We start from the raw sequence: 19,062 nt of genomic DNA on the forward strand, positions 1-19,062 counted from the left end.
GCGACGCTTCAAGCGCCTGCCGCATGACCTTGGTGTTGCCGGTGCAGTCGAAGGTGTAGTCGGCGCCGCCGATCTGGTCGGCGCCGCGCTTGGTCATGTTGACAAGATGGGCCACGATGTCGCCGTCGATCTCCTTCGGATTGACGAAATGCGTCATGCCGAACTTCTCGCCCCATTCCTTCTTGTCGTTGTTCACATCGACGCCGATGATCATGTCGGCGCCGGCAAGCCGCAATCCCTGGATGACGTTGAGGCCGATGCCGCCGAGGCCGAACACAACCGCCGTCGCGCCTTGCTCGACCTTGGCCGTGTTGATCACAGCACCGATGCCAGTGGTGACGCCGCAGCCGATGTAGCAGATCTTGTCGAAGGGCGCGTCGGCATTGACCTTGGCCACCGCGATCTCGGGCAGCACGGTGAAGTTGGAAAAGGTCGAGCAGCCCATATAGTGGAACAGCCTGTCCTTGCCGATCGAGAAGCGCGAGGTGCCGTCGGGCATCAGGCCCTGTCCCTGCGTGGCGCGGATGGCGGTGCACAGATTGGTCTTGCGCGACAGGCAGGACGGGCACTGCCGGCATTCCGGCGTATAGAGCGGGATGACATGGTCGCCCTTCCTGACCGAGGTGACGCCCTTGCCGACGTCGACGACGATGCCGGCGCCCTCATGGCCGAGGATCGCCGGAAACAGGCCTTCGGGGTCGGCGCCCGACAGCGTGAACTCGTCGGTGTGGCAGATGCCGGTTGCCTTGATCTCGACCAGCACCTCGCCATCGCGAGGACCCTCGAGGTCGACCTCCATGATCTCCAGCGGCTTTCCGGCGGCGACGGCAACAGCGGCGCGCGTTTTCATCAGGCAATCCTCCCAAGACAGTCTGCAATCCAAGTTAGATTTAACTTACCATTCAGCTTCGCGCTATGCACGAAGCGACGTTCCGACCCCGGATTTTCGTCAGCGCCCGCCGATCTGCATGCGGGATAGGCTCCGACTTTGCCTTGACCGCCCTTCTGAAGCCCATAAAACGGGAAGCCCGTAAAAAAGGGCAGCCGAGGGACGAGGCCTGCATGTTCACAAAGATCCTGGTCGCCAACCGTGGCGAGATCGCCTGCCGCGTGATCAAGACGGCGCGCAAGATGGGCATCGTCACCGTCGCGGTCTATTCCGATGCCGACCGCGACGCCGTGCATGTCGAAATGGCCGACGAGGCGGTGCATATCGGGCCTTCGCCGGCCGCGCAAAGTTATCTGGTCGCGGAAAAGATCATCGCCGCCTGCAAGGCCACAGGAGCAGAGGCCGTGCATCCCGGCTACGGTTTCCTGTCCGAGCGGGCATCCTTCTGCGAAGCGTTGGAGCAGGAAGGCATCGTCTTCATTGGCCCGAAGCCCAAGGCCATCAAGGCGATGGGCGACAAGATCGAATCGAAGAAGTTCGCCAATGCGGCCAAGGTGTCGACGGTGCCCGGCTGGCTCGGCGTCGTCGAAAACGCCGCCCATGCCGAAAGAATAGCCGGCGAAATCGGCTATCCCGTGATGATCAAGGCCTCGGCCGGCGGCGGCGGCAAGGGCATGCGCATCGCCTGGAGCAAGGCAGAGGTGCGCGACGGCTTCGACCGGGCGCGGTCGGAGGCCAAAAGCTCGTTCGGCGATGACCGCGTCTTCATCGAAAAGTTCATCGTCGATCCGCGCCATATCGAAATCCAGGTGCTCGCCGACGCGCATGGCAGCACGCTCTATCTCGGCGAGCGCGAATGCTCGATCCAGCGCCGCAACCAGAAGATCGTGGAGGAGGCGCCGTCGCCGTTCCTCGATGCCAAGAGCCGCAAAGCCATGGGCGAGCAGTCGGTGGCGCTGGCCAAGGCCGTCGACTACCAGAGCGCCGGCACGGTCGAGTTCATCGTCGACAGCGACAAGAACTTCTATTTCCTGGAAATGAACACGCGGCTGCAGGTCGAGCATCCGGTGACGGAACTGGTCACCGGCATCGACCTGGTCGAGCAGATGATCCGCGTGGCGGCCGGCGAAAAGCTCGCCATCAAGCAGAGCGACGTCAAGCTGAACGGCTGGGCGGTGGAAAGCCGCCTCTATGCCGAAGATCCGTATCGCAACTTTCTGCCGTCGATCGGCAGGCTGACGAAATACCGGCCGCCGAAAGAGGGAAAATTTGGCGAAATCGTCATCCGCAACGATACCGGCGTCACCGAAGGCTCGGAAATCTCGATGTTCTACGACCCGATGGTCGCCAAGCTGTGCACCTGGGCGCCGACACGGCTAGCGGCGATAGACGCGATGTCGGAGGCGCTGGACAGTTTCGTCGTCGACGGCATCGAGCACAACATACCGTTCCTGGCGGCGCTGATGCAGCATCCGCGCTGGCGAGAAGGTCAGATATCGACCGGGTTCATCGCCGAGGAGTATCCCGACGGCTTCGCGCCCATTGCGCCGAACAGTGAAGAAAACGCGGTACTGGCCGCGATCGCAACCGCGGTCGAACTGCTGCGCCGCGACCGGCTCGACCGGCTGGGCGGGCGGCTGGCGCCGCATTCCGGCGCGTTGAAACGCGATTGGGTGGTGAAGATCGGCCCGGACTATCTTTCGGTCGCCATCGTCGAAGGGATGATTTCCATTCCGATGGAGCTCGACCTCACAATCGACGGCAAGGCACTGACCGTGAACTCCGACTGGCGGCCGGGCGATCTCATCTGGCGCGGCACGGTCGGCGGCCGCAAGGTCGCGGCGCAGGTCAGGCCGGTGCTGAACGGGTTCCGCATCGCCTGGAAAGGCATCTCGGTGACAGCCCGCGCCATGCTGCCGCGCACCGCCGAACTCGAAAGGCTGATGCCGGAAAAAGTGGCGCCGGATACCTCGAAGATGCTGCTTTGCCCGATGCCTGGCCTCGTCGTGTCGATCGCCGTTGCCGAGGGGCAGGAGGTCAAGGCCGGCGAGACGCTTGCCGTGGTCGAAGCGATGAAGATGGAGAACGTGCTGCGCGCCGAGCGCGACCTCATCGTCTCGAAGCTCAACGCCAAGCCCGGCGACAGCCTTGCCGTCGATGCGGTGATCATGGAATTCGCGTGAGGCTGTAATCTGCTTGAGGTTGGCGGGACGGAGGGGGAGCGAGGGAACGCGATCCTGCAATTGGTTGAGCACGCTCGCTTGAGGAGGGACACGGCGAGGGGCGTGCGGAATTCGCTTTTTTTGCCCTCACAACGTCTTTTGTTCTTGCTTTGTGCCGGCAGCTATGCTAATAATTTGCATATGGTGCTAAATGGCTCCAACGACCCGCCCGCTGTGGCGGGTTTTGTGTTTCCGGCCTGAGGTTGGCGGGACTGCGCCCCTCTCTGTCCTGCCGGACATCTCCCCCACGAGGGGGGAGATCGGCAGCTTCGGCGGTTGCTCTAAACGTCCAAAGCCCCAATCGCTTCTGCTGGACTCGTGTTACCCGGTGCCGGACAATACATCTTGATCGACTGAGTCCCTGTTAGGCGGCGCGAAAAAAACATGGCGGATGAGAGACTTCCACGCGATCCCTTGCTGCGCGAGGCCTATGCAAAGGCATCGCGGGCAGAGGCGGCGGCGCGTCGGTTCATTCATCTGCGCGTGCATTCGGCCTATTCGCTGCTCGAAGGTGCCTTGCAACTCGGGAAGATCGTCGGCCATGCGGTGCAGGACGAATGCCCGGCAATCGCCGTCACGGACACCAACAATCTGTTCGGTGCGCTGGAATTCGCGCAAAAGGCAGTGAAGGACGGCATCCAGCCGATCATCGGCTGCCAGATCGACCTCGCCTTTTCCGGTGAGGCGAACGACAGCCAGCGCGACCGCAGGCGGCAGGGGCCGGAGATGCGGCCGGTGGTCCTGATCGCCGCCACCGAGGCCGGCTACGGCAATCTGGTCAGGCTGGTCAGCCGCGTCTACCTCGAGACACCGCCCGGCGAGGCGGTGCATCTGACGAGCGAGATGCTGCAGGGCCATTCCGACGGTCTGATCTGCCTTACCGGCGGGCCGCGCGGTCCGATCGGCAATGCCTTGAAAGAGGACCGCCGTGAACTAGCCGAGACCCGGCTGCTGGCGCTCAAGGGCCTGTTCGGCGACCGGCTCTATGTCGAACTGGAACGGGTCTCCGGCTACGACCGCGCGATCGAGCAGTCGTCGGTCGATCTCGCCTACCGCCACGATCTGCCGCTGGTTGCCACCAACGAAGCGTTTTTCTTCTCTCGTGAAGACTATGAGGCGCATGACGCCCTGATCGCCATCGCCGAAGGCTCCGTGGTTGCGGCCGATAATCGCCGCCGCCTGTCGCCCGACAATTTCCTGAGAAGCCAGGCCGACATGGCGAGGCTGTTCGCCGACCTGCCGGAAGCGATCGACAACACCGTCGAGATCGCACTGCGCTGCTCCTACTATCCGAAGACACGAAACCCGATCCTGCCGCGCTTTGCCGGCCGCGATGTCGCCGACGCCGATGCGGCGGTCAAGGCGGAGGCGCAGGAGCTTGCCAGGCAGGCGCATGAAGGACTGGAGGCGCGGCTGGCGGCGCACGGGCCGACGCCCGGCTATACAGTCGAGCAATATCGCGAGAGGCTGGATTTCGAGCTCGGGGTCATCGAGAAGATGAAATATCCCGGCTATTTCCTGATCGTTGCCGACTTCATCAAATGGGCCAAGGCGCAAGGCATTCCGGTCGGCCCGGGCCGCGGATCAGGCGCCGGCTCGCTGGTCGCGTATTCGACGACCATCACCGACATCGATCCGCTGCGTTTTTCGCTGCTGTTCGAGCGCTTCCTCAATCCCGATCGCGTGTCGATGCCCGACTTCGACATCGACTTCTGCCAGGACCGGCGCGAGGAGGTCATCCGCTACGTCCAGCAGAGATACGGCCGCGACCAGGTCGGCCAGATCATCACCTTCGGTACCCTGCAGGCGCGCGCCGTGCTGCGCGACGTCGGCCGCGTGCTGCAGATGCCTTACGGGCAGGTCGACAAGCTGAGCAAGATGGTGCCGTCGAACCCGGCCAATCCGGTCAAGCTCGCCGACGCCATCGCCAACGAGCCGCGCTTTGCCGAGGAGGCCGAGCGCGAGCCGATTGTACAGACGCTGCTCGACACGGCGCAGAAGCTGGAAGGTCTGTACCGTCACGCCTCGACTCATGCCGCCGGCATCGTCATCGGCGACCGGCCGCTGTCGGAACTGGTGCCGATGTACCGCGATCCGCGCTCGGACATGCCGGTCACCCAGTTCAACATGAAATATGTCGAGCAGGCCGGGCTGGTGAAGTTCGACTTCCTTGGCCTGAAGACGCTGACCGTGCTGGACAGGGCGGTCAAGCTGATCCGCCGCCGCGGCATCGAGATCGATCTCGCCCACATTCCGCTCGACGACCCGGAAACCTACGCCATGCTGTCGCGCGGCGAAGTGGTCGGCGTGTTCCAGGTGGAAAGTGCCGGCATGCGCAAGGCGCTGATCGGCATGCGGCCCGACTGTATCGAGGACATTATCGCGCTGGTTGCGCTCTACCGGCCGGGACCGATGGAGAACATCCCGACCTACAACGCCAGAAAGCACGGCGAGGAGGAGATGGCGTCGATCCACCCGAAGATCGACCATCTCGTCAAGGAGACGCAAGGCGTCATCGTCTACCAGGAACAGGTGATGCAGATTGCGCAGGAGCTCTCCGGCTATTCGCTGGGCGAAGCCGATCTGCTGCGCCGCGCCATGGGCAAGAAGATCCGCGCCGAGATGGACAAGCAGCGCGAGCGCTTTGTTTCTGGCGCGGTCGAGCGCGGCGTCGGCAAGCCGCAAGCCGACTTCATCTTCGACCTGCTGGCAAAGTTTGCCGACTACGGTTTCAACAAATCGCATGCCGCCGCCTATGCCGTCGTCTCCTACCAGACCGCCTATCTGAAGGCGCATTACCCCGTCGAATTCCTGGCGGCGTCGATGACGCTCGACATGGGCAATACGGACAAGCTCGCCGATTTCCGCCAGGATGCGCTGCGCCTCGGCATCGAAGTGGTGGCGCCGTCGGTGATGACGTCGTTCCGGGATTTCGAGGTCGGCGAGAACCGCATCTTCTATTCGCTGGCCGCGCTCAAGGGCGTCGGTGATGCCGCAGTCGAGCACATCGTCGCCACGCGCGGCGAAAAACCGTTCAAGAGCCTCGCCGATTTCTGCGAAAGGGTCGATCCGAAGATCGTCGGCAAACGCGTCTTCGAGAGCCTGATCATGGCCGGCGCGCTCGACTGCTTCGGTCTCGACCGGGCGGCGATGATGGCCGGCGTCGAGCGGATGATGGGGCTGGCGTCCTTGGCGCAGCAGAATGCCGTCACCGGCCAGCACGACATCTTTGGCGCCTCGCTGGGCGCACAGTCGCAGGCACTCAACTTGCCGGCGACCGACCCCTGGCTCGCCGCCGACCGCCTGCACCGCGAGTTCCAGGTGGTCGGGTTCTATCTCTCGGCGCATCCGCTCGACGAATACAAGGCGGCGCTGCAGAAAATGCGGGTGCAGACCTGGGCCGAATTCTCGGCCGCCGTCAAACGCGGTGCGGCCGCCGGCCGGCTCGCTGGTACTGTCACCACCAAGCAGGAACGCAAGACGCGCACCGGCAACAAGATGGGCGTCGTGCAGTTTTCCGACACGTCCGGCCAGTATGAAGCGGTGCTGTTTTCCGAGGGACTGGCGCAATATCGCGACCTGCTCGAGCCCGGCCGCTCGGTGGTCATCACCGTTTCGGCCGAGGACAGGCCGGAAGGCGTCAATCTGCGCATCCAGACCGTGCAGTCGCTGGAGGACGAGGCAAGCCGCGTCCAGAAAGCGCTACGCATCTTCGTGCGCGACGCAGCACCGATCGGCACGCTTGCCGGCCAGCTTGCCGTCAAGGGCGAGGGACAGGTAAGCTTTGTGCTGATAAAGGATGACGGCCAGGGGGAGGTCGAGATCGAATTGCCCAGTCGTTATCGTATCTCGCCTCAGATCGCGTCAGCCATGCGCGCGGTGCCGGGCGTGGTTGAAGTGGAGCTGGTTTAAAATACCGAAACCTTCGGGTTTTGGCGATTGGGGGGCGCCATGGATGAACGCGCAGCCGCTTTCGAACTAACACGGATGGTCAACGGGTACCGCGTCTCGCAGGCGATCTCGGTCGCCGCGACGCTCGGCATCGCCGACCACATCAAGGACGGCAAGCGCTCGGCAGCAGATCTTGCAAGCCTGACCGACACACATCCGCGCGCGCTCTATCGGTTGCTGCGGGCGCTTGCGGCGGTCGGCATATTTCACGAGGCCGAGGACGGGCAGTTCTCGCTAACGCCGCTTGGCGCCGCCTTGCGCTCCGATGCTGAGTTTTCCGCTGCACCCTGGGCCGCCTTCGTCGGAAGGCCTTATTACCGGCAAGCGTGGAGCGAACTGCTCTACAGCATCCAAACCGGCAAGAACGCATTTCGCCACGCGCATGGCAAGGGCGTCTGGGAATACCGGGCAGAGCATCCAGAGGAGTCCGCTATCTTCGATCGCGCCATGGCAGCGAATTCGCGCGGCGTGGCGGCAGCCATCCTGGCGGCGTATGATTTTTCGTCGTTTCCGGTCATCATGGACGTCGGCGGTGGCCAGGGCGCGCTGCTTGCCGAAGTCCTGGCCGCGACCCCGGGCAGCCGCGGCATCCTTTTCGACCAACCGCATGTGGTAGCGCCGGCCGCCTCGGTGCTGGCGGCGAAAGGTGTCGCCGATCGCTGTGAGATCGTCGGAGGCGATTTCTTTGCCGAGCTGCCCGTGGCGGCCGACGCGCTGCTGCTCAAATGGATTTTGCATGACTGGGACGACGAGACCAACGTCGCGATCCTGCAAAACTGTCGCCAGGCGATCCGTGCGGGCGGCAAGTTGCTGGTTTTTGAGGCCGTGCTTGAGCCGCCCAATCAGGGGGCGAATGCCAAATTCTCCGACCTCAACATGCTGGTCGCGCCCGATGGTCAGGAGCGGACGGCCGATGAATTCAAGTCGCTGCTGGCAAAGGGTGGCTTCGAGGTGACCGAGATCATCCAGGCGGGGCCACGCATCAGCGTTGTAGAGGCAAGGCCGGTTTGATCGCGGCTGGCGCCATTTGCCGCAACCGCCGGGATCGGTCGGATGGCGCAAGCTTCCGCCTGCCTTGTCGACTGGACGGCTGTCGCAGCGAAGGCTATCGCGATCGTCATGAAGGTAGCTGACAAGAACGGAGCCCAAGATATGTCAGCCTTGGCCCGGCTGCGCGACATGTTGCGCAAGCTGTATCACGGGCGCACAGCGGCGGCGTTCCGGTTTCAGCTTGCGGCTGTTGTCATCGACCTTGCCATCATTGCCTTTTTCATCGCCACGCCGGTGATCCAGAAGTCGTCTTCGTTCCTCTGGCTGGACTACTCCGTGGCAGCACTTGTCGCCGCCGACATGATTGCCCGGCTGCTTGCCTCCAAGGACATGCTGCGCCTGATGAAACAGCCGGCGTCGTGGATTGATGCCTTCATCCTGCTGACTCTGCTGATGCCTACGGCGCTGGCCAATCTCGGTTTTTTGCGCATCCTGCGGCTGTGGTCGCTGTCGCGTAGCGGCGCGCTGTGGCGATTTCTCGAGATGCGCGGCTTCAGGCGATGGCGCGAGGCGAGCCGTGCGGTCATCAATTTCCTGACATTCCTCTTTGTCATCACGGGTTTCGTCTACACCTTCTTCTTCCGCACCGTGGGTGGTCTCGAGGGCTATGTCGATGCGCTGTATTTCACGGTCGCCACGGTCACCACGACCGGTTTCGGTGACATCGTCCTGCCCGGTGTGGCCGGCAAGCTCACCGCGATCGCCACCATGATCATTGCCATATCGCTGTTCGTCCGGCTTGCACAGGCGCTCTTCCGTCCCACCAAGGTGTTCTTTCCTTGCCCGCAATGCGGGCTGCAGCGGCACGAGCCTGACGCCGTTCATTGCAAGGCCTGTGGGCACGTTCTGAACATACCCGACGACGGCGATTGAAACGCAGGGCTACGCTGCCGCCACTTCCGCAGGTTTGGCGGCTTTTTTCTGCAGATTGAGCAGATTGCCAAGCAGGATCAGCAGGGCGCCGCCGGCGGTGAAGGCGTCGATCTGCTCGTGATAGAGCAGCCATCCGATCATCGCCGACAGCGGTACGCGCAAAAAGTCCATTGGCGAGATGACCGTCGCATCGGCATAGACAAGTGCGCGGGCCATGCAGAAATGCGACGACATGCCGGTAAACGCGATCAGCAGGATCCACGGCCAGAGCTCGAGCGGCGGGTTGCGCCATTCGTACAGCGCCGGGACGAGGCCAAGCACCGACTGGATGATCAGCATCCAGAAGATGATGCGCACGACGCTGTCCGTCCGCGTCAGCGACTTGACGAGAACCACCGAGACGCCGAAGCAGACCGCTGCTCCCAGCACGATAACATGCCCCGGATTGACCGCGCCGACGCCCGGACGCACGATGATCACCACGCCGATCAGCCCCAGCACGATCGCCGCCAGCCTTGGCCGGGAGAGCCTTTCGCCGAGGAAAGCTACCGCCAGCAGCGCAGTCCAGATCGGCGTCGTGAATTCGATCGAGATCAGCACCGCAAGCGGGATCAGCGTCAAGGCATAAAGCCAGGCAGCCTGGCCGGTATAATGGACGACGTTGCGGGCGAGATGGGCCAACGGGCGTCCGGTGCGCATCGCCGGAAAACCGCCTGACATCATGACCAGCGGCAGCAGGATGAAAAAGCCGATCACCGAGCGCAACTCGAGCACCTGGAAGACGTTGAGTTCTGCCGTCGTGGCGCGGCCGGCCACCGACATCGCCAGGAACGAGGCGATCGACAGCGCCATCCAGAACGCGGCCTTGGGGATCGAGGGTGCGGGTGCCATGGGCGCTATGTCGCAAGCCGGCGCTTTCATCGCAACCGCTAGCCGGCGCATTCGACTGGGCCAGCCGTGAAGCGTTGCAAACAGTGATGTTGAAGCCGGAACCCGCTGCTGAGGGAAGCGTTGGTCCCTCAGTGTTTGCGTGCTGTGTTTTGGATACCAACGAGGAGCGGTCCGATGAAATCACTTGCACGATTTGTACTTGCCGGGTGCCTGACGGCCGGGGCCGGCGCAGCGCATGCCGACGATCCGGATTTTCTTCGCTCATTCCAGGGGAATTTCGCCGGCAAAGGCACCGTCAAGGTCACCACCGATGCGCCGACGGTGAATGTCTCCTGTCATTTCAATTCCGACGCAACGTCGAGCTCGCTATCGCTCGACGGCAGCTGCCGCGGTCTTATCGTGGTGACGCGCGCCATCAGCGCCGATCTCAAATCGAGCGGGACGAAATACACCGGCACCTATGTCGGATCGCGCACCGGGCCGGCGCAATTGAGCGGCAGCCGCTCCGGCAACGCGATCAATCTCGGCATTCGTTGGGCCAAGGAGGTCAATGGCGATCGCAAGGCGCAAATGACGGTCGAGAAGAATGGCGAGGATGGCATGCGGCTGATCGTCGTCGATACCGATCCGAAAACCGGCAAGAGTGTGGTGACCAGCAGGATCGATCTGCGGCGCACCTGACTATCACTCCTCGACCGGTTCGGGCGGATGGGCATCGCGGCCCTTGCCGAAGGTATAGCCGGTTTCCACCGCCCTGCGGCCGAACTTGCCGCGCAGCGTATCGATAGCGCCTTCGGCCATGGCGCGCTTGCGTGACTGGACGTCGACCAGATCGGGCGGGTCCGCCCGGTCATCGTCGGAGAGGTCGCTGACGCCAACGCCGAGCAGCCGGTATTTCGTGCCGTCGGCCTCCTTGCGCAGCAGTTCGAGCCCGGTCTGAAAGATGCGGTCGGCCAGCCGGGTCGGATCGCCGAGCTGGCGATTGCGCGTACGGATCTTGAAATCCTGGGTCTTCAGCTTGAGGACGACGGTGCGTCCGGCAATGCCGGACTTTTTCAGCCGGGCCGAGACTTTTTCCGACAGCGCCCTCAGCACCGAAACCAGGTCGTCGACGGAGGCGATGTCGGTGTCGAAAGTGGTTTCCGCCGAGACGCTTTTCGCGTCCTGGTCGGGAACGACGCGACGGTCGTCCTCGCCGCGCGAGAGCCGGTAGAGCCGGTCACCCATAACGCCGTAGCGGCGCATCAGATCGCCGCGCTCCATGCGCTGCAGCTGGCCGATGGTGCGGATGCCGTCGCGCTCGAGCGTGACGGCAAAGGCCTTGCCGACCCCCCAGATCAGCGTCACCGGCTGCTCGGCCAGGAAGCCGATAGCCTCGGTCTCGCCGATCACCGAAAAGCCGCGCGGCTTGCGGAAGTCCGATGCCACCTTGGCCAGGAACTTGCAATAGGAAAGGCCGGCTGAAACGGTGATGCCGATCTCCTTTTCCACGCCGAGTGCGAAGCGCGCCAGCACCACCGCAGGCGGCAGGCCATGCAAGCGCTCGGTGCCGGCGAGGTCGAGAAAGGCCTCGTCGATCGAGAGCGGCTCGACCAGCGGCGTCAGCGCCTGCATCATGGCGCGCACCTCGCGGCCGACGCGCACGTATTTTTCCATGTCCGGCGGGAGGACCACCGCTTCGGGACAGGCTTCGAGCGCCTTGAACATCGGCATTGCCGAGCGAACGCCATGGATCCGGGCGATGTAGCAGGCGGTGGATACGACGCCACGCTTGCCGCCGCCGATGATCAATGGCCGGTCCTTCAACGCCGGGTTGTCGCGCTTTTCGACCGCCGCGTAGAACGCGTCGCAGTCGATATGGGCAAGGCGCAACCGGTAGAGCTCCGGATGGCGGGCGAGCCTTGGACTGCCGCAGCGCTCGCAACGGCGTGCCTCGCTGCGCTGAAAATTCAGGCAGTCGCGGCAAAAACCGTGTTCGGGGTTGTTGACAGGAGCCGCCATCGCTGCGAACATAAAGAGAACAAATGCAATGGTACGTCAGGACGGACGCCACGACAAGGCGGTGGGCCGGGAGAGAGCTCATGAATACGACCATAGCGCCGCTAGTGCCTGAGCTTTGGGCGGATTTCGAGGATCTTTTCGGCAAGCAGGGCGCCTGTTACGGCTGCTGGTGTACGCATTTCCGGTTAGCGCCTGCGGTGCGCCGCGCGAGCAATCGCGAGCGCAACAAGGACCACATCAAGGCGCGAATCGAGGCCGGGCCGCCGCCCGGCCTGTTGGCTTTCGAGGGTGGCCAGGCGGTCGGCTGGATGCAGATCGGCCCGCGTGCCGACGTGCCCGAATGGAACAACCAGGGCAGGGGGTCGGCGCCGATCGACCCCGCCGACGCCGCCGATCCGGGCGTCTGGGCGATCTCCTGCTTCTTCATCCGCACCAAGGCACGCGGCAGGGGCCTGTCGCACCGCCTGGTCCAAGGCGGCATCGAGTTCGCCCGCCAGAACGGCGCGCGCCTGATCGAGGCCTGCCCCATCGACCTGTCGAAGGATTCGCGGTCGATCGGGCTGTTCGTCGGCTCGTCGCGGGTCTTCGAAAAGGCCGGGTTCCAGCGGTTGGTCGAACGCAAGCCAGGCCGACCGCTGGTGCGGCTGGTGCTTTAGCAGCCGCCGCAACACATAGGCCTTCTCTTGCGGCGGCGATGGTATTTGCCTACCAGTGACAGAGCGGCTTGAGGGCCGCGACTAAGTGAGGATCGACATGAAGCGCGTTTTGCCAGTTGTTTTACTTCTTGCCTGCAGCGCACCGGCCTTCGGCCAAGCGGTCGACAGGCAAGGCGCGAAGCAGCTTTCCGACGATCTGGCGCACTATATCGGCAAGAAGCCGTTCGACATTGGGTTCGTGAAAATTTCAGTCGACGGCGATGCCTACAAGCTCGCTTTCGACTTCAAGCCGGTCACGGATTTGATGGCAAAGCAGCAGGCCTTCAAGTTCGACGTCACGCCTTACTTCATCTTGGTCAAGCCACGTAAGGATGGACACTGGGACGTTTCGGCGGACGTGTCCCCGAAGGGGTCTATCGATTTCGTTGGCCCTGAGGGGGCGCAGCACATCGACTTCTCCGTGTCGGACAACAAGTTCACCGGAGTTTATGACCCCGACCTGGCTGCTTTCGCGAGCGCAACCGGTTCGATGGCTGGGATGACGATGACCACCCGAGAGCCTAAGCAGCAGGCGGATGTCACGGTCGGCGCTAGCACTGCCGCAATAGTTTCGACCAAATCCGCAAATGGCGGCATCGATTTCACGGTGACGGAAAAAATAACGAACTTCGCCGAAACGATCAAAGTCAACGATCCCAAAAATGGGTTGAGTTTTCCGGCTGCTGTAAAAGCGCCTGAACTTTCCGTGGACGCGACCGGCAAGGGTTTGCGGACAAAGCCGCTGCTCGACCTGCTTGCTTTCATCGTGGCGACTGATGATGCAGCCAAATTCAAGGCGGATGAGGCGGAGTTCAAATCGCTTCTGACGGCAGCACTGCCATTGTGGGAGCGGATCGACGGCACCTACGGCTTCAAGGACTTTGTGGTGGAGAGCCCGGTAGGCAAGTTCGGTGCGACGCAACTGAATACCGCCGTCGGCATGGACGGCATCGCCAAGGACGGCAAGATCAACTACGCGTTCAAGGTTTCCGGCCTGACAATGCCACAGCAGGTGCTGCCCAGCTGGAGCGTTGCGTTGCTGCCGACCGATATCGCCCTCAACTTCGGCGGCACCAACATCGATCTGGACAGCATGGCGAAGAAAACCATCGAAACCCTTGATTTCAGCAAGGATCCACCGCTGCCGGCAGATTTCGGCAAGCAGATCTTCGCCGATTTCCTGGCCAAGACGCCAAAGGCCACTCTCGGACACAGCACGATCAAGAACGGCAACATCGAGATTGCGATGGAAGGTGAAATGACGTTCCCCGGCAAGAAGCCGGAGGCGAGCATGACCATCGATGTCGCGGGCTACGACAAGATCGTGGAGGCCCTGCAGACGGCGGCCAAGACCGAACCGGAAGCGGCACAGTATTTTCCGTTCGCACTCGCCATCAAGGGGTTCGGCAAGGCACTGCCGGATGGTCGACTGGAATGGATCATCAACGCCAAGGCAGACGGCTCGGTCACGGTCAACGGCGCCATGCTGAAGCCGGCCGATGCCGCTCAGGACAACCCCATCATGGACCCAAGCGATGTTACCGTTCCGGATCATGGCTCGGGCGAGAATGACGATGGCGGGGCAGGGGCGAAGTTGAAACCCTAAATGCCGAGGTTGGAGCGGTTCATCGTTTCACGAAAACGCCGATCCGCTCCATGTCTTTGTTTTTGCGCAATTCCAGACGGAAAACCGTTTCACCCTTTTCCTGGAATTGCTCTCCACGCGGCTGGCGTCAAAGCCCGAGTGCACTCACGATTTTCGGCGCGGCGATCTGTCTCGGGATCGTCCCTTATATCGAACGCTCATGATTGTCGTCGCCGAGCGGCAGCGCCCGCAATGCCTTACCGATTGCGGCGGGCGGCGTTCCGGTCTCCTCGGAAAAACGCATCAGCGTCGGCTCGTGGGCAAGGATGAACTGCAGCACGCCGGCCAGGAATCCCGGCTCACCCGCCGCCTGGCGGATGGAATGGGCTTCGATGCCGGTGATCGCCAGGAAGCGGGGCAGAAGTTCCGGATCGGCGGCGACGAAGCCCAGTGCCTTTACGGCAATCGTTTCCGCTTCCTCGCGCATTGACGCTGCGTTTGCCATCGCTACCTTCCTTCGTGGGCGGAATCGTTCTGTTTTCGCAGTAGTGGCAAGTGTCGTCGGCAGCAAGCTCGCCGACCTGGAATCCGAAAGCTTTTAGGGCGGCCGGTTTCCGTTTCGTCAATCATATTGCCGTATAGTGGGAACAGGTTTGGTGCGTGCCGACAAGGGGGCATGACGGCACCCTTCGAGTGGAAGGCCGGCCGGGACGGGAAATCGATGCCAAAGAAGGTTATGATCGTCGAGGACAACGAGCTCAACATGAAGCTCTTTCGCGACCTCATCGAAGCGAGCGGCTACGAGACGGTGCGCACACGCAACGGCCTGGAAGCGCTGGATCTGGCGCGGCAGCACAGGCCGGACCTCATCCTGATGGACATCCAGCTGCCGGAAGTGTCGGGCCTCGAGGTCACCAAATGGCTGAAGGAGGACGACGATCTCCACGTCATCCCTGTCATCGCGGTCACCGCCTTCGCCATGAAGGGCGACGAGGAGCGCATCCGCCAGGGCGGCTGCGAAGCCTATATCTCCAAGCCGATCTCGGTGCCGCGTTTCATCGAAACCATCAAATCCTATCTGGGCGATGCCTGATGTATTTTTCCAGCCGAGCCGGAGCTTTTGTGAAATGACCGCGCGGATCCTCGTCGTCGACGACATCCCAGCCAATGTCAGGCTGCTGGAGGTTCGGCTGCTCGCCGAATATTTCGAGGTTCTGACCGCCACCAACGGGCCGGACGCGATCGAGATCTGCGAGAACGGCAAGGTCGATGTCGTGCTGCTCGACGTGATGATGCCTGACATGGACGGGTTCGAGGTCTGCCGGCGGCTGAAGGGCGACCCGGCGACATCGCACATCCCGGTCGTGATGATCACCGCGCTCGACCAGGTTTCGGACCGGGTGCGTGGCCTCGAGGCCGGCGCCGACGATTTTTTGACCAAGCCGGTCAACGATCTGCAGCTAATGACGCGCGTCAAGAGCCTGGTCAGGCTGAAGTCGCTCACCGACGAGCTGCGGCTGCGCGCCTCGACGACACGCAATATCGGCATCGAGGAGCTTTTGAGCCGCAACTTCGCCACCGACGACGCGGTGCCGAAGGTGCTGCTGGTCGACGAGCGCAAATCCTCGTTCGAGCGCATCCAGAAGATGCTGCGCGGCAGTGCCGATCTCGACGTCGCCAACGATCCGCATGCCGGCTTCTTCCAGGCCGCCGAGCTGCCCTACGAATGCGTGATGATCTCGACGGCCTTCGCCGATTTCGACCCGCTGAGGCTCTGCTCGCAATTGCGCTCGCTCGATCGCACCCGTTTCCTGCCGATCATCCTTCTGGCGGACGAGGGCGAAGAGGGACGCATCATCCGCGGCCTCGAACTCGGCATCAACGACTATCTGATGCGGCCGATCGACCAGCAGGAGCTGACGGCGCGGCTGCGTACGCAGGTTCGCCGCAAGCGCTACAACGACCAGCTTCGCGCCAGCGTCACCCAGACCATCGAGATGGCGGTGACCGATGCCCTGACCGGCCTGCACAACCGCCGCTATCTCGACAGCCATCTGCAGACGCTGTTCGACCGCGCCGTGGCACGGCGCCGGCCGCTGTCGGTGATGATCACCGATCTGGATCGCTTCAAGAGCATTAACGACGCGCATGGCCATGACGGCGGCGACGACGTGCTGCGCGAATTCGCGCGGCGGCTGCGCAAGAATGTGCGCGGCATCGATCTAGCCTGCCGCTTCGGTGGCGAGGAGTTCGTGGTGGTGATGCCGGACACGGACGGCGCGGTAGCCGAAAAGGTCGCCGAGCGCATTCGCGCCGAAATCGCCCAACTGCCGTTTGCCGTTGGCAGCGAGGGCAAAGCGATCGAAGTCACCGTCAGCGTCGGCGTGTCGTCGGTGCTGAAAGGCGTGGACACGGTCGCGGCGCTGATGAAACGAGCCGACCTCGCGCTCTATGAGGCCAAGAGCGGCGGCCGCAATCGCGTCGTCGCCAAGGCGGCGTAGCACCATAGACGAATTAGCCAGTCAACCCGACAAGGTTACGAATTTACCTTAATCCAAGCGAGTTGCGAGGCTTGGTTAAGAAACTGTTGATTTTCATAAGTTGTTGCGCAAATGTGCAGCCCTTAGACGTAACCGGCACGAGGTCTAGATCGCCGGTTCGACCCAAAGAATACCCCATGATGCTCAGGTCCGCCGCATCTCCTGGGTCCGTGGGGTCGGCTGGCCGGCGCTGGCACATAGTGGCCTCCTCGTACCGCTGCCAAACGCCGGCCGGCCCCCAATTTCAAAACACATCAGGATTCTGCGCCAAGACCCGGAAAACGCTTTGGTTTTGTTGCGGCAGCGACAGCGCCCTTTGAAATAGCCGGCTGGGCAGAGCGTATGCGCCCGCAGTCGGTTGACAGGGCCTGTCTTCTATGCAGAAATTGGTTGGACCATTGAGCCATTTGGTGACCCGTTGGCATGACCGAATTCGGCCTTTCCCCCATACAGGCAACTGCTCGCGACGACGCGGTGCTCAAGGCGCTGGCCGGCTTTGTAATGCGGGAAGCTCTCGGGCCCGGCCAGAGACTGCCGACCGAACGCATCCTGGCCGAGCGCCTCAAGGTCAGCCGCAACACCGTGCGCGAGGCGCTGACGCGCTGGGAGGGGCTCGGCCTGGTCGAACGGCGGCAAGGCAGCGGCACCTATCTCAAGGGAGTGGTCTCGCTGGACATGCTGCACATGCCGCTGACGCTGGCCGGCGGCAATGATTTCACAAGCCTGATGCAGACGCTGGAAATCCGCCGGGCACTGGAAGCGGAAGCCGCCGCCCTGTGCGCCGTTCGCGCGGACCAGGCCGAGATCGCCGAGATCGGGCGCAAGCTCGACACTATGGAGCAGGCCTTCCACATGCGCGCCGGCATGTCGGCGGAGGAGGACTGGGAATTCCACCAGTCGATCTACCGCAGTTCCGGCAATCCGCTCTTCGAGCAGATCATCGCCGCCATGCACGAACTGTTCCACCGTTTCTGGGAACATCCGCTCGGCGTGCGTGATTTCGGCCACGCCAGCTTTCCTTACCACCGCACCATCTACGAACGCATTGCCGCGCACGATCCGGAGGGGGCCCGGGCCGAGGCGCTCAAGCTGATCGCCACCGTCGAGGACGATCTGAAGCGCGGCGCGGCCAAACTCGAACTTTCAGGCCAGAAATGAGCGATCATCCCGCCGGTTTCGAAAACGACTATCTCGCCGAGGCAGCGACGCTTCTCGCCCATGACGAGCCTTTCCCCGGCGGTGCCGTGGTGCCGCCGATCTACCAGACTTCGCTCTTCACCTTCTCCAATTATTCGGAGATGGCCGATACATTCGCCGGCAGGCGACGCCAGCCGATCTATTCGCGCGGCGACAACCCGACGGTCATGGAGTTCGAGGCGCGTGTCGCCGCTCTCGAAGGCGCGGAGGCCGCGCGCGGCTTTTCCAGCGGCATGGCGGCGATCAGCGCCACGGTGCTTGCTTTCGTCGGTGCCGGCGAGCGCATGGTTGTCGTGCGCAATTGCTACGGCGATGCCTACCGGCTGTTCGAACGGCTGTTGCCTCGGCTCAACATCAAGGTCGACTATGTCGACGGTTCCGATCCGGACGCGGTCGCCGCGGCACTCCCCGGCGCCAAGCTGCTCTACCTGGAAAGCCCGACGTCGATGATGTTCGAGCTCCAGGACATAACCTACCTGGCGCGGCTGGCCAAAGGGCAGGGCATCGTCACCACGATCGACAATTCCTGGGCGACGCCGGTGTTCCAGAAGCCGATTTCGCACGGTGTCGACCTGGTGCTGCATTCGGCCTCGAAATATCTCGGCGGCCACAGCGATACCGTCGCCGGTGTGGTGGCCGGTTCGGCTGCCCATATCCGACATATCAACGAGCAGACCTATTCCTACCTCGGCGGCAAACTTTCGCCTTTCGAGGCCTGGCTGTTGCTGCGCGGGCTGCGCACATTGCCGCTGCGGTTGCCGCATCACATGAAGAGCGGGCTGACCATCGCCGAACGGCTGAAAGCGCATGGCCATGTCGAGCGGGTCAACCACCCGGCCTATTCCAACCATCCGGGCAAGGCGACGCTTGCCGGCTATGCCGGGCTGTTCTCATTCGAGGTGACGGAAGACGTCGACATCCCGGCTTTCGTCGATGCGCTGAAACTCTTTCGCATCGGCGTCAGCTGGGGCGGCCATGAGAGCCTGGTCGTTCCAGCAAAGGCCTCGCTCGAGCAGACGCCGGGCCTGAATTCGATGGCGCGCTTCGGCGTCAGCCCGCGAACCATCCGGTTCAGTGTCGGATTGGAAAGTGTCGAAGACCTGTGGGCTGACGTTGCCCAGGCGTTCGACAAAGCAAAAAGATAAATGGAGCCGTTCAAAATGGGAGT

15 protein-coding genes are annotated in these 19,062 nt (G+C 62.8%); 11 read left to right on the plus strand and 4 right to left on the minus strand.

The window, feature by feature from the left end; genetic code table 11:
• Positions 1-850 (minus strand): alcohol dehydrogenase catalytic domain-containing protein (locus tag NKH17_RS29020; protein ID WP_352973113.1); only part of this gene is annotated, 850 nt, incomplete at its 3' end.
• Positions 851-1,062: 212 nt separating this feature from the next.
• On the opposite strand from NKH17_RS29020, the gene NKH17_RS29025 reads away from it, so the two are divergent.
• From NKH17_RS29025 to NKH17_RS29040, 4 genes are all read left to right on the plus strand, one after another.
• Positions 1,063-3,072 (plus strand): acetyl-CoA carboxylase biotin carboxylase subunit, encoded by a 2,010-nt coding sequence (locus NKH17_RS29025; RefSeq protein ID WP_352901333.1) that lies wholly within the window; start codon positions 1,063-1,065, stop codon positions 3,070-3,072.
• Positions 3,073-3,495: 423 nt separating this feature from the next.
• On the plus strand, positions 3,496-7,023 hold the full coding sequence (gene dnaE / locus NKH17_RS29030; protein ID WP_352479041.1) for a DNA polymerase III subunit alpha: 3,528 nt from the start codon (positions 3,496-3,498) through the stop codon (positions 7,021-7,023).
• Positions 7,024-7,062: 39 nt separating this feature from the next.
• Positions 7,063-8,073 carry a methyltransferase gene (locus NKH17_RS29035; protein WP_352806870.1) on the plus strand — a complete coding sequence of 337 codons (1,011 nt, stop codon included), beginning with the start codon at positions 7,063-7,065 and terminating at the stop codon, positions 8,071-8,073.
• 108 nt (positions 8,074-8,181) lie between these two features.
• A complete protein-coding gene (locus NKH17_RS29040; RefSeq protein WP_352901386.1) occupies positions 8,182-8,985 on the plus strand; it encodes an ion channel in 804 nt (267 codons plus the stop codon).
• Between the two features lie 9 nt (positions 8,986-8,994).
• Here NKH17_RS29040 and NKH17_RS29045 read toward each other — a convergent pair whose 3' ends face one another.
• Positions 8,995-9,876, minus strand: coding sequence for a DMT family transporter (locus NKH17_RS29045; protein WP_254820131.1), 882 nt, complete (start codon positions 9,874-9,876; stop codon positions 8,995-8,997).
• Between the two features lie 174 nt (positions 9,877-10,050).
• On the opposite strand from NKH17_RS29045, the gene NKH17_RS29050 reads away from it, so the two are divergent.
• Positions 10,051-10,557 (plus strand): hypothetical protein, encoded by a 507-nt coding sequence (locus NKH17_RS29050; RefSeq protein WP_352901335.1) that lies wholly within the window; start codon positions 10,051-10,053, stop codon positions 10,555-10,557.
• A 3-nt stretch (positions 10,558-10,560) separates the two neighbouring features.
• Here the strand turns inward: NKH17_RS29050 and NKH17_RS29055 are convergent, their stop codons facing one another.
• On the minus strand, positions 10,561-11,889 hold the full coding sequence (locus NKH17_RS29055) for a DNA polymerase IV (RefSeq protein ID WP_352901337.1): 1,329 nt from the start codon (positions 11,887-11,889) through the stop codon (positions 10,561-10,563).
• Positions 11,890-11,957: 68 nt separating this feature from the next.
• Here NKH17_RS29055 and NKH17_RS29060 point away from each other — a divergent pair, with 68 nt between their 5' ends.
• Positions 11,958-12,533, plus strand: coding sequence for a GNAT family N-acetyltransferase (locus tag NKH17_RS29060; protein ID WP_352508837.1), 576 nt, complete (start codon positions 11,958-11,960; stop codon positions 12,531-12,533).
• Between the two features lie 97 nt (positions 12,534-12,630).
• Positions 12,631-14,178, plus strand: a complete 1,548-nt coding sequence (locus NKH17_RS29065) for a hypothetical protein (RefSeq protein ID WP_352901339.1) — start codon at positions 12,631-12,633, stop codon at positions 14,176-14,178.
• Between the two features lie 184 nt (positions 14,179-14,362).
• Here the strand turns inward: NKH17_RS29065 and NKH17_RS29070 are convergent, their stop codons facing one another.
• Entirely contained in the window at positions 14,363-14,662 is a 300-nt protein-coding gene (locus tag NKH17_RS29070) for a DUF3572 domain-containing protein (RefSeq protein ID WP_254820136.1), read from the minus strand.
• A 171-nt stretch (positions 14,663-14,833) separates the two neighbouring features.
• Here NKH17_RS29070 and NKH17_RS29075 point away from each other — a divergent pair, with 171 nt between their 5' ends.
• From NKH17_RS29075 to NKH17_RS29090, 4 genes are all read left to right on the plus strand, one after another.
• Positions 14,834-15,250 (plus strand): response regulator, encoded by a 417-nt coding sequence (locus NKH17_RS29075; RefSeq protein ID WP_352901341.1) that lies wholly within the window; start codon positions 14,834-14,836, stop codon positions 15,248-15,250.
• A 34-nt stretch (positions 15,251-15,284) separates the two neighbouring features.
• Positions 15,285-16,658, plus strand: a complete 1,374-nt coding sequence (locus tag NKH17_RS29080; protein WP_352901343.1) for a PleD family two-component system response regulator — start codon at positions 15,285-15,287, stop codon at positions 16,656-16,658.
• Between the two features lie 462 nt (positions 16,659-17,120).
• Positions 17,121-17,855, plus strand: coding sequence for a FadR/GntR family transcriptional regulator (locus NKH17_RS29085; protein ID WP_352806885.1), 735 nt, complete (start codon positions 17,121-17,123; stop codon positions 17,853-17,855).
• Positions 17,852-19,039 carry a PLP-dependent transferase gene (locus NKH17_RS29090; protein ID WP_352806888.1) on the plus strand — a complete coding sequence of 396 codons (1,188 nt, stop codon included), beginning with the start codon at positions 17,852-17,854 and terminating at the stop codon, positions 19,037-19,039. Before NKH17_RS29085 ends, NKH17_RS29090 begins: the two co-directional genes overlap by 4 nt.
• The last annotated feature ends 23 nt before the right edge of the window (positions 19,040-19,062 follow it).

Source organism: Mesorhizobium sp. M1334 (genome assembly GCF_040317995.1).
Taxonomy (GTDB): domain Bacteria; phylum Pseudomonadota; class Alphaproteobacteria; order Rhizobiales; family Rhizobiaceae; genus Mesorhizobium.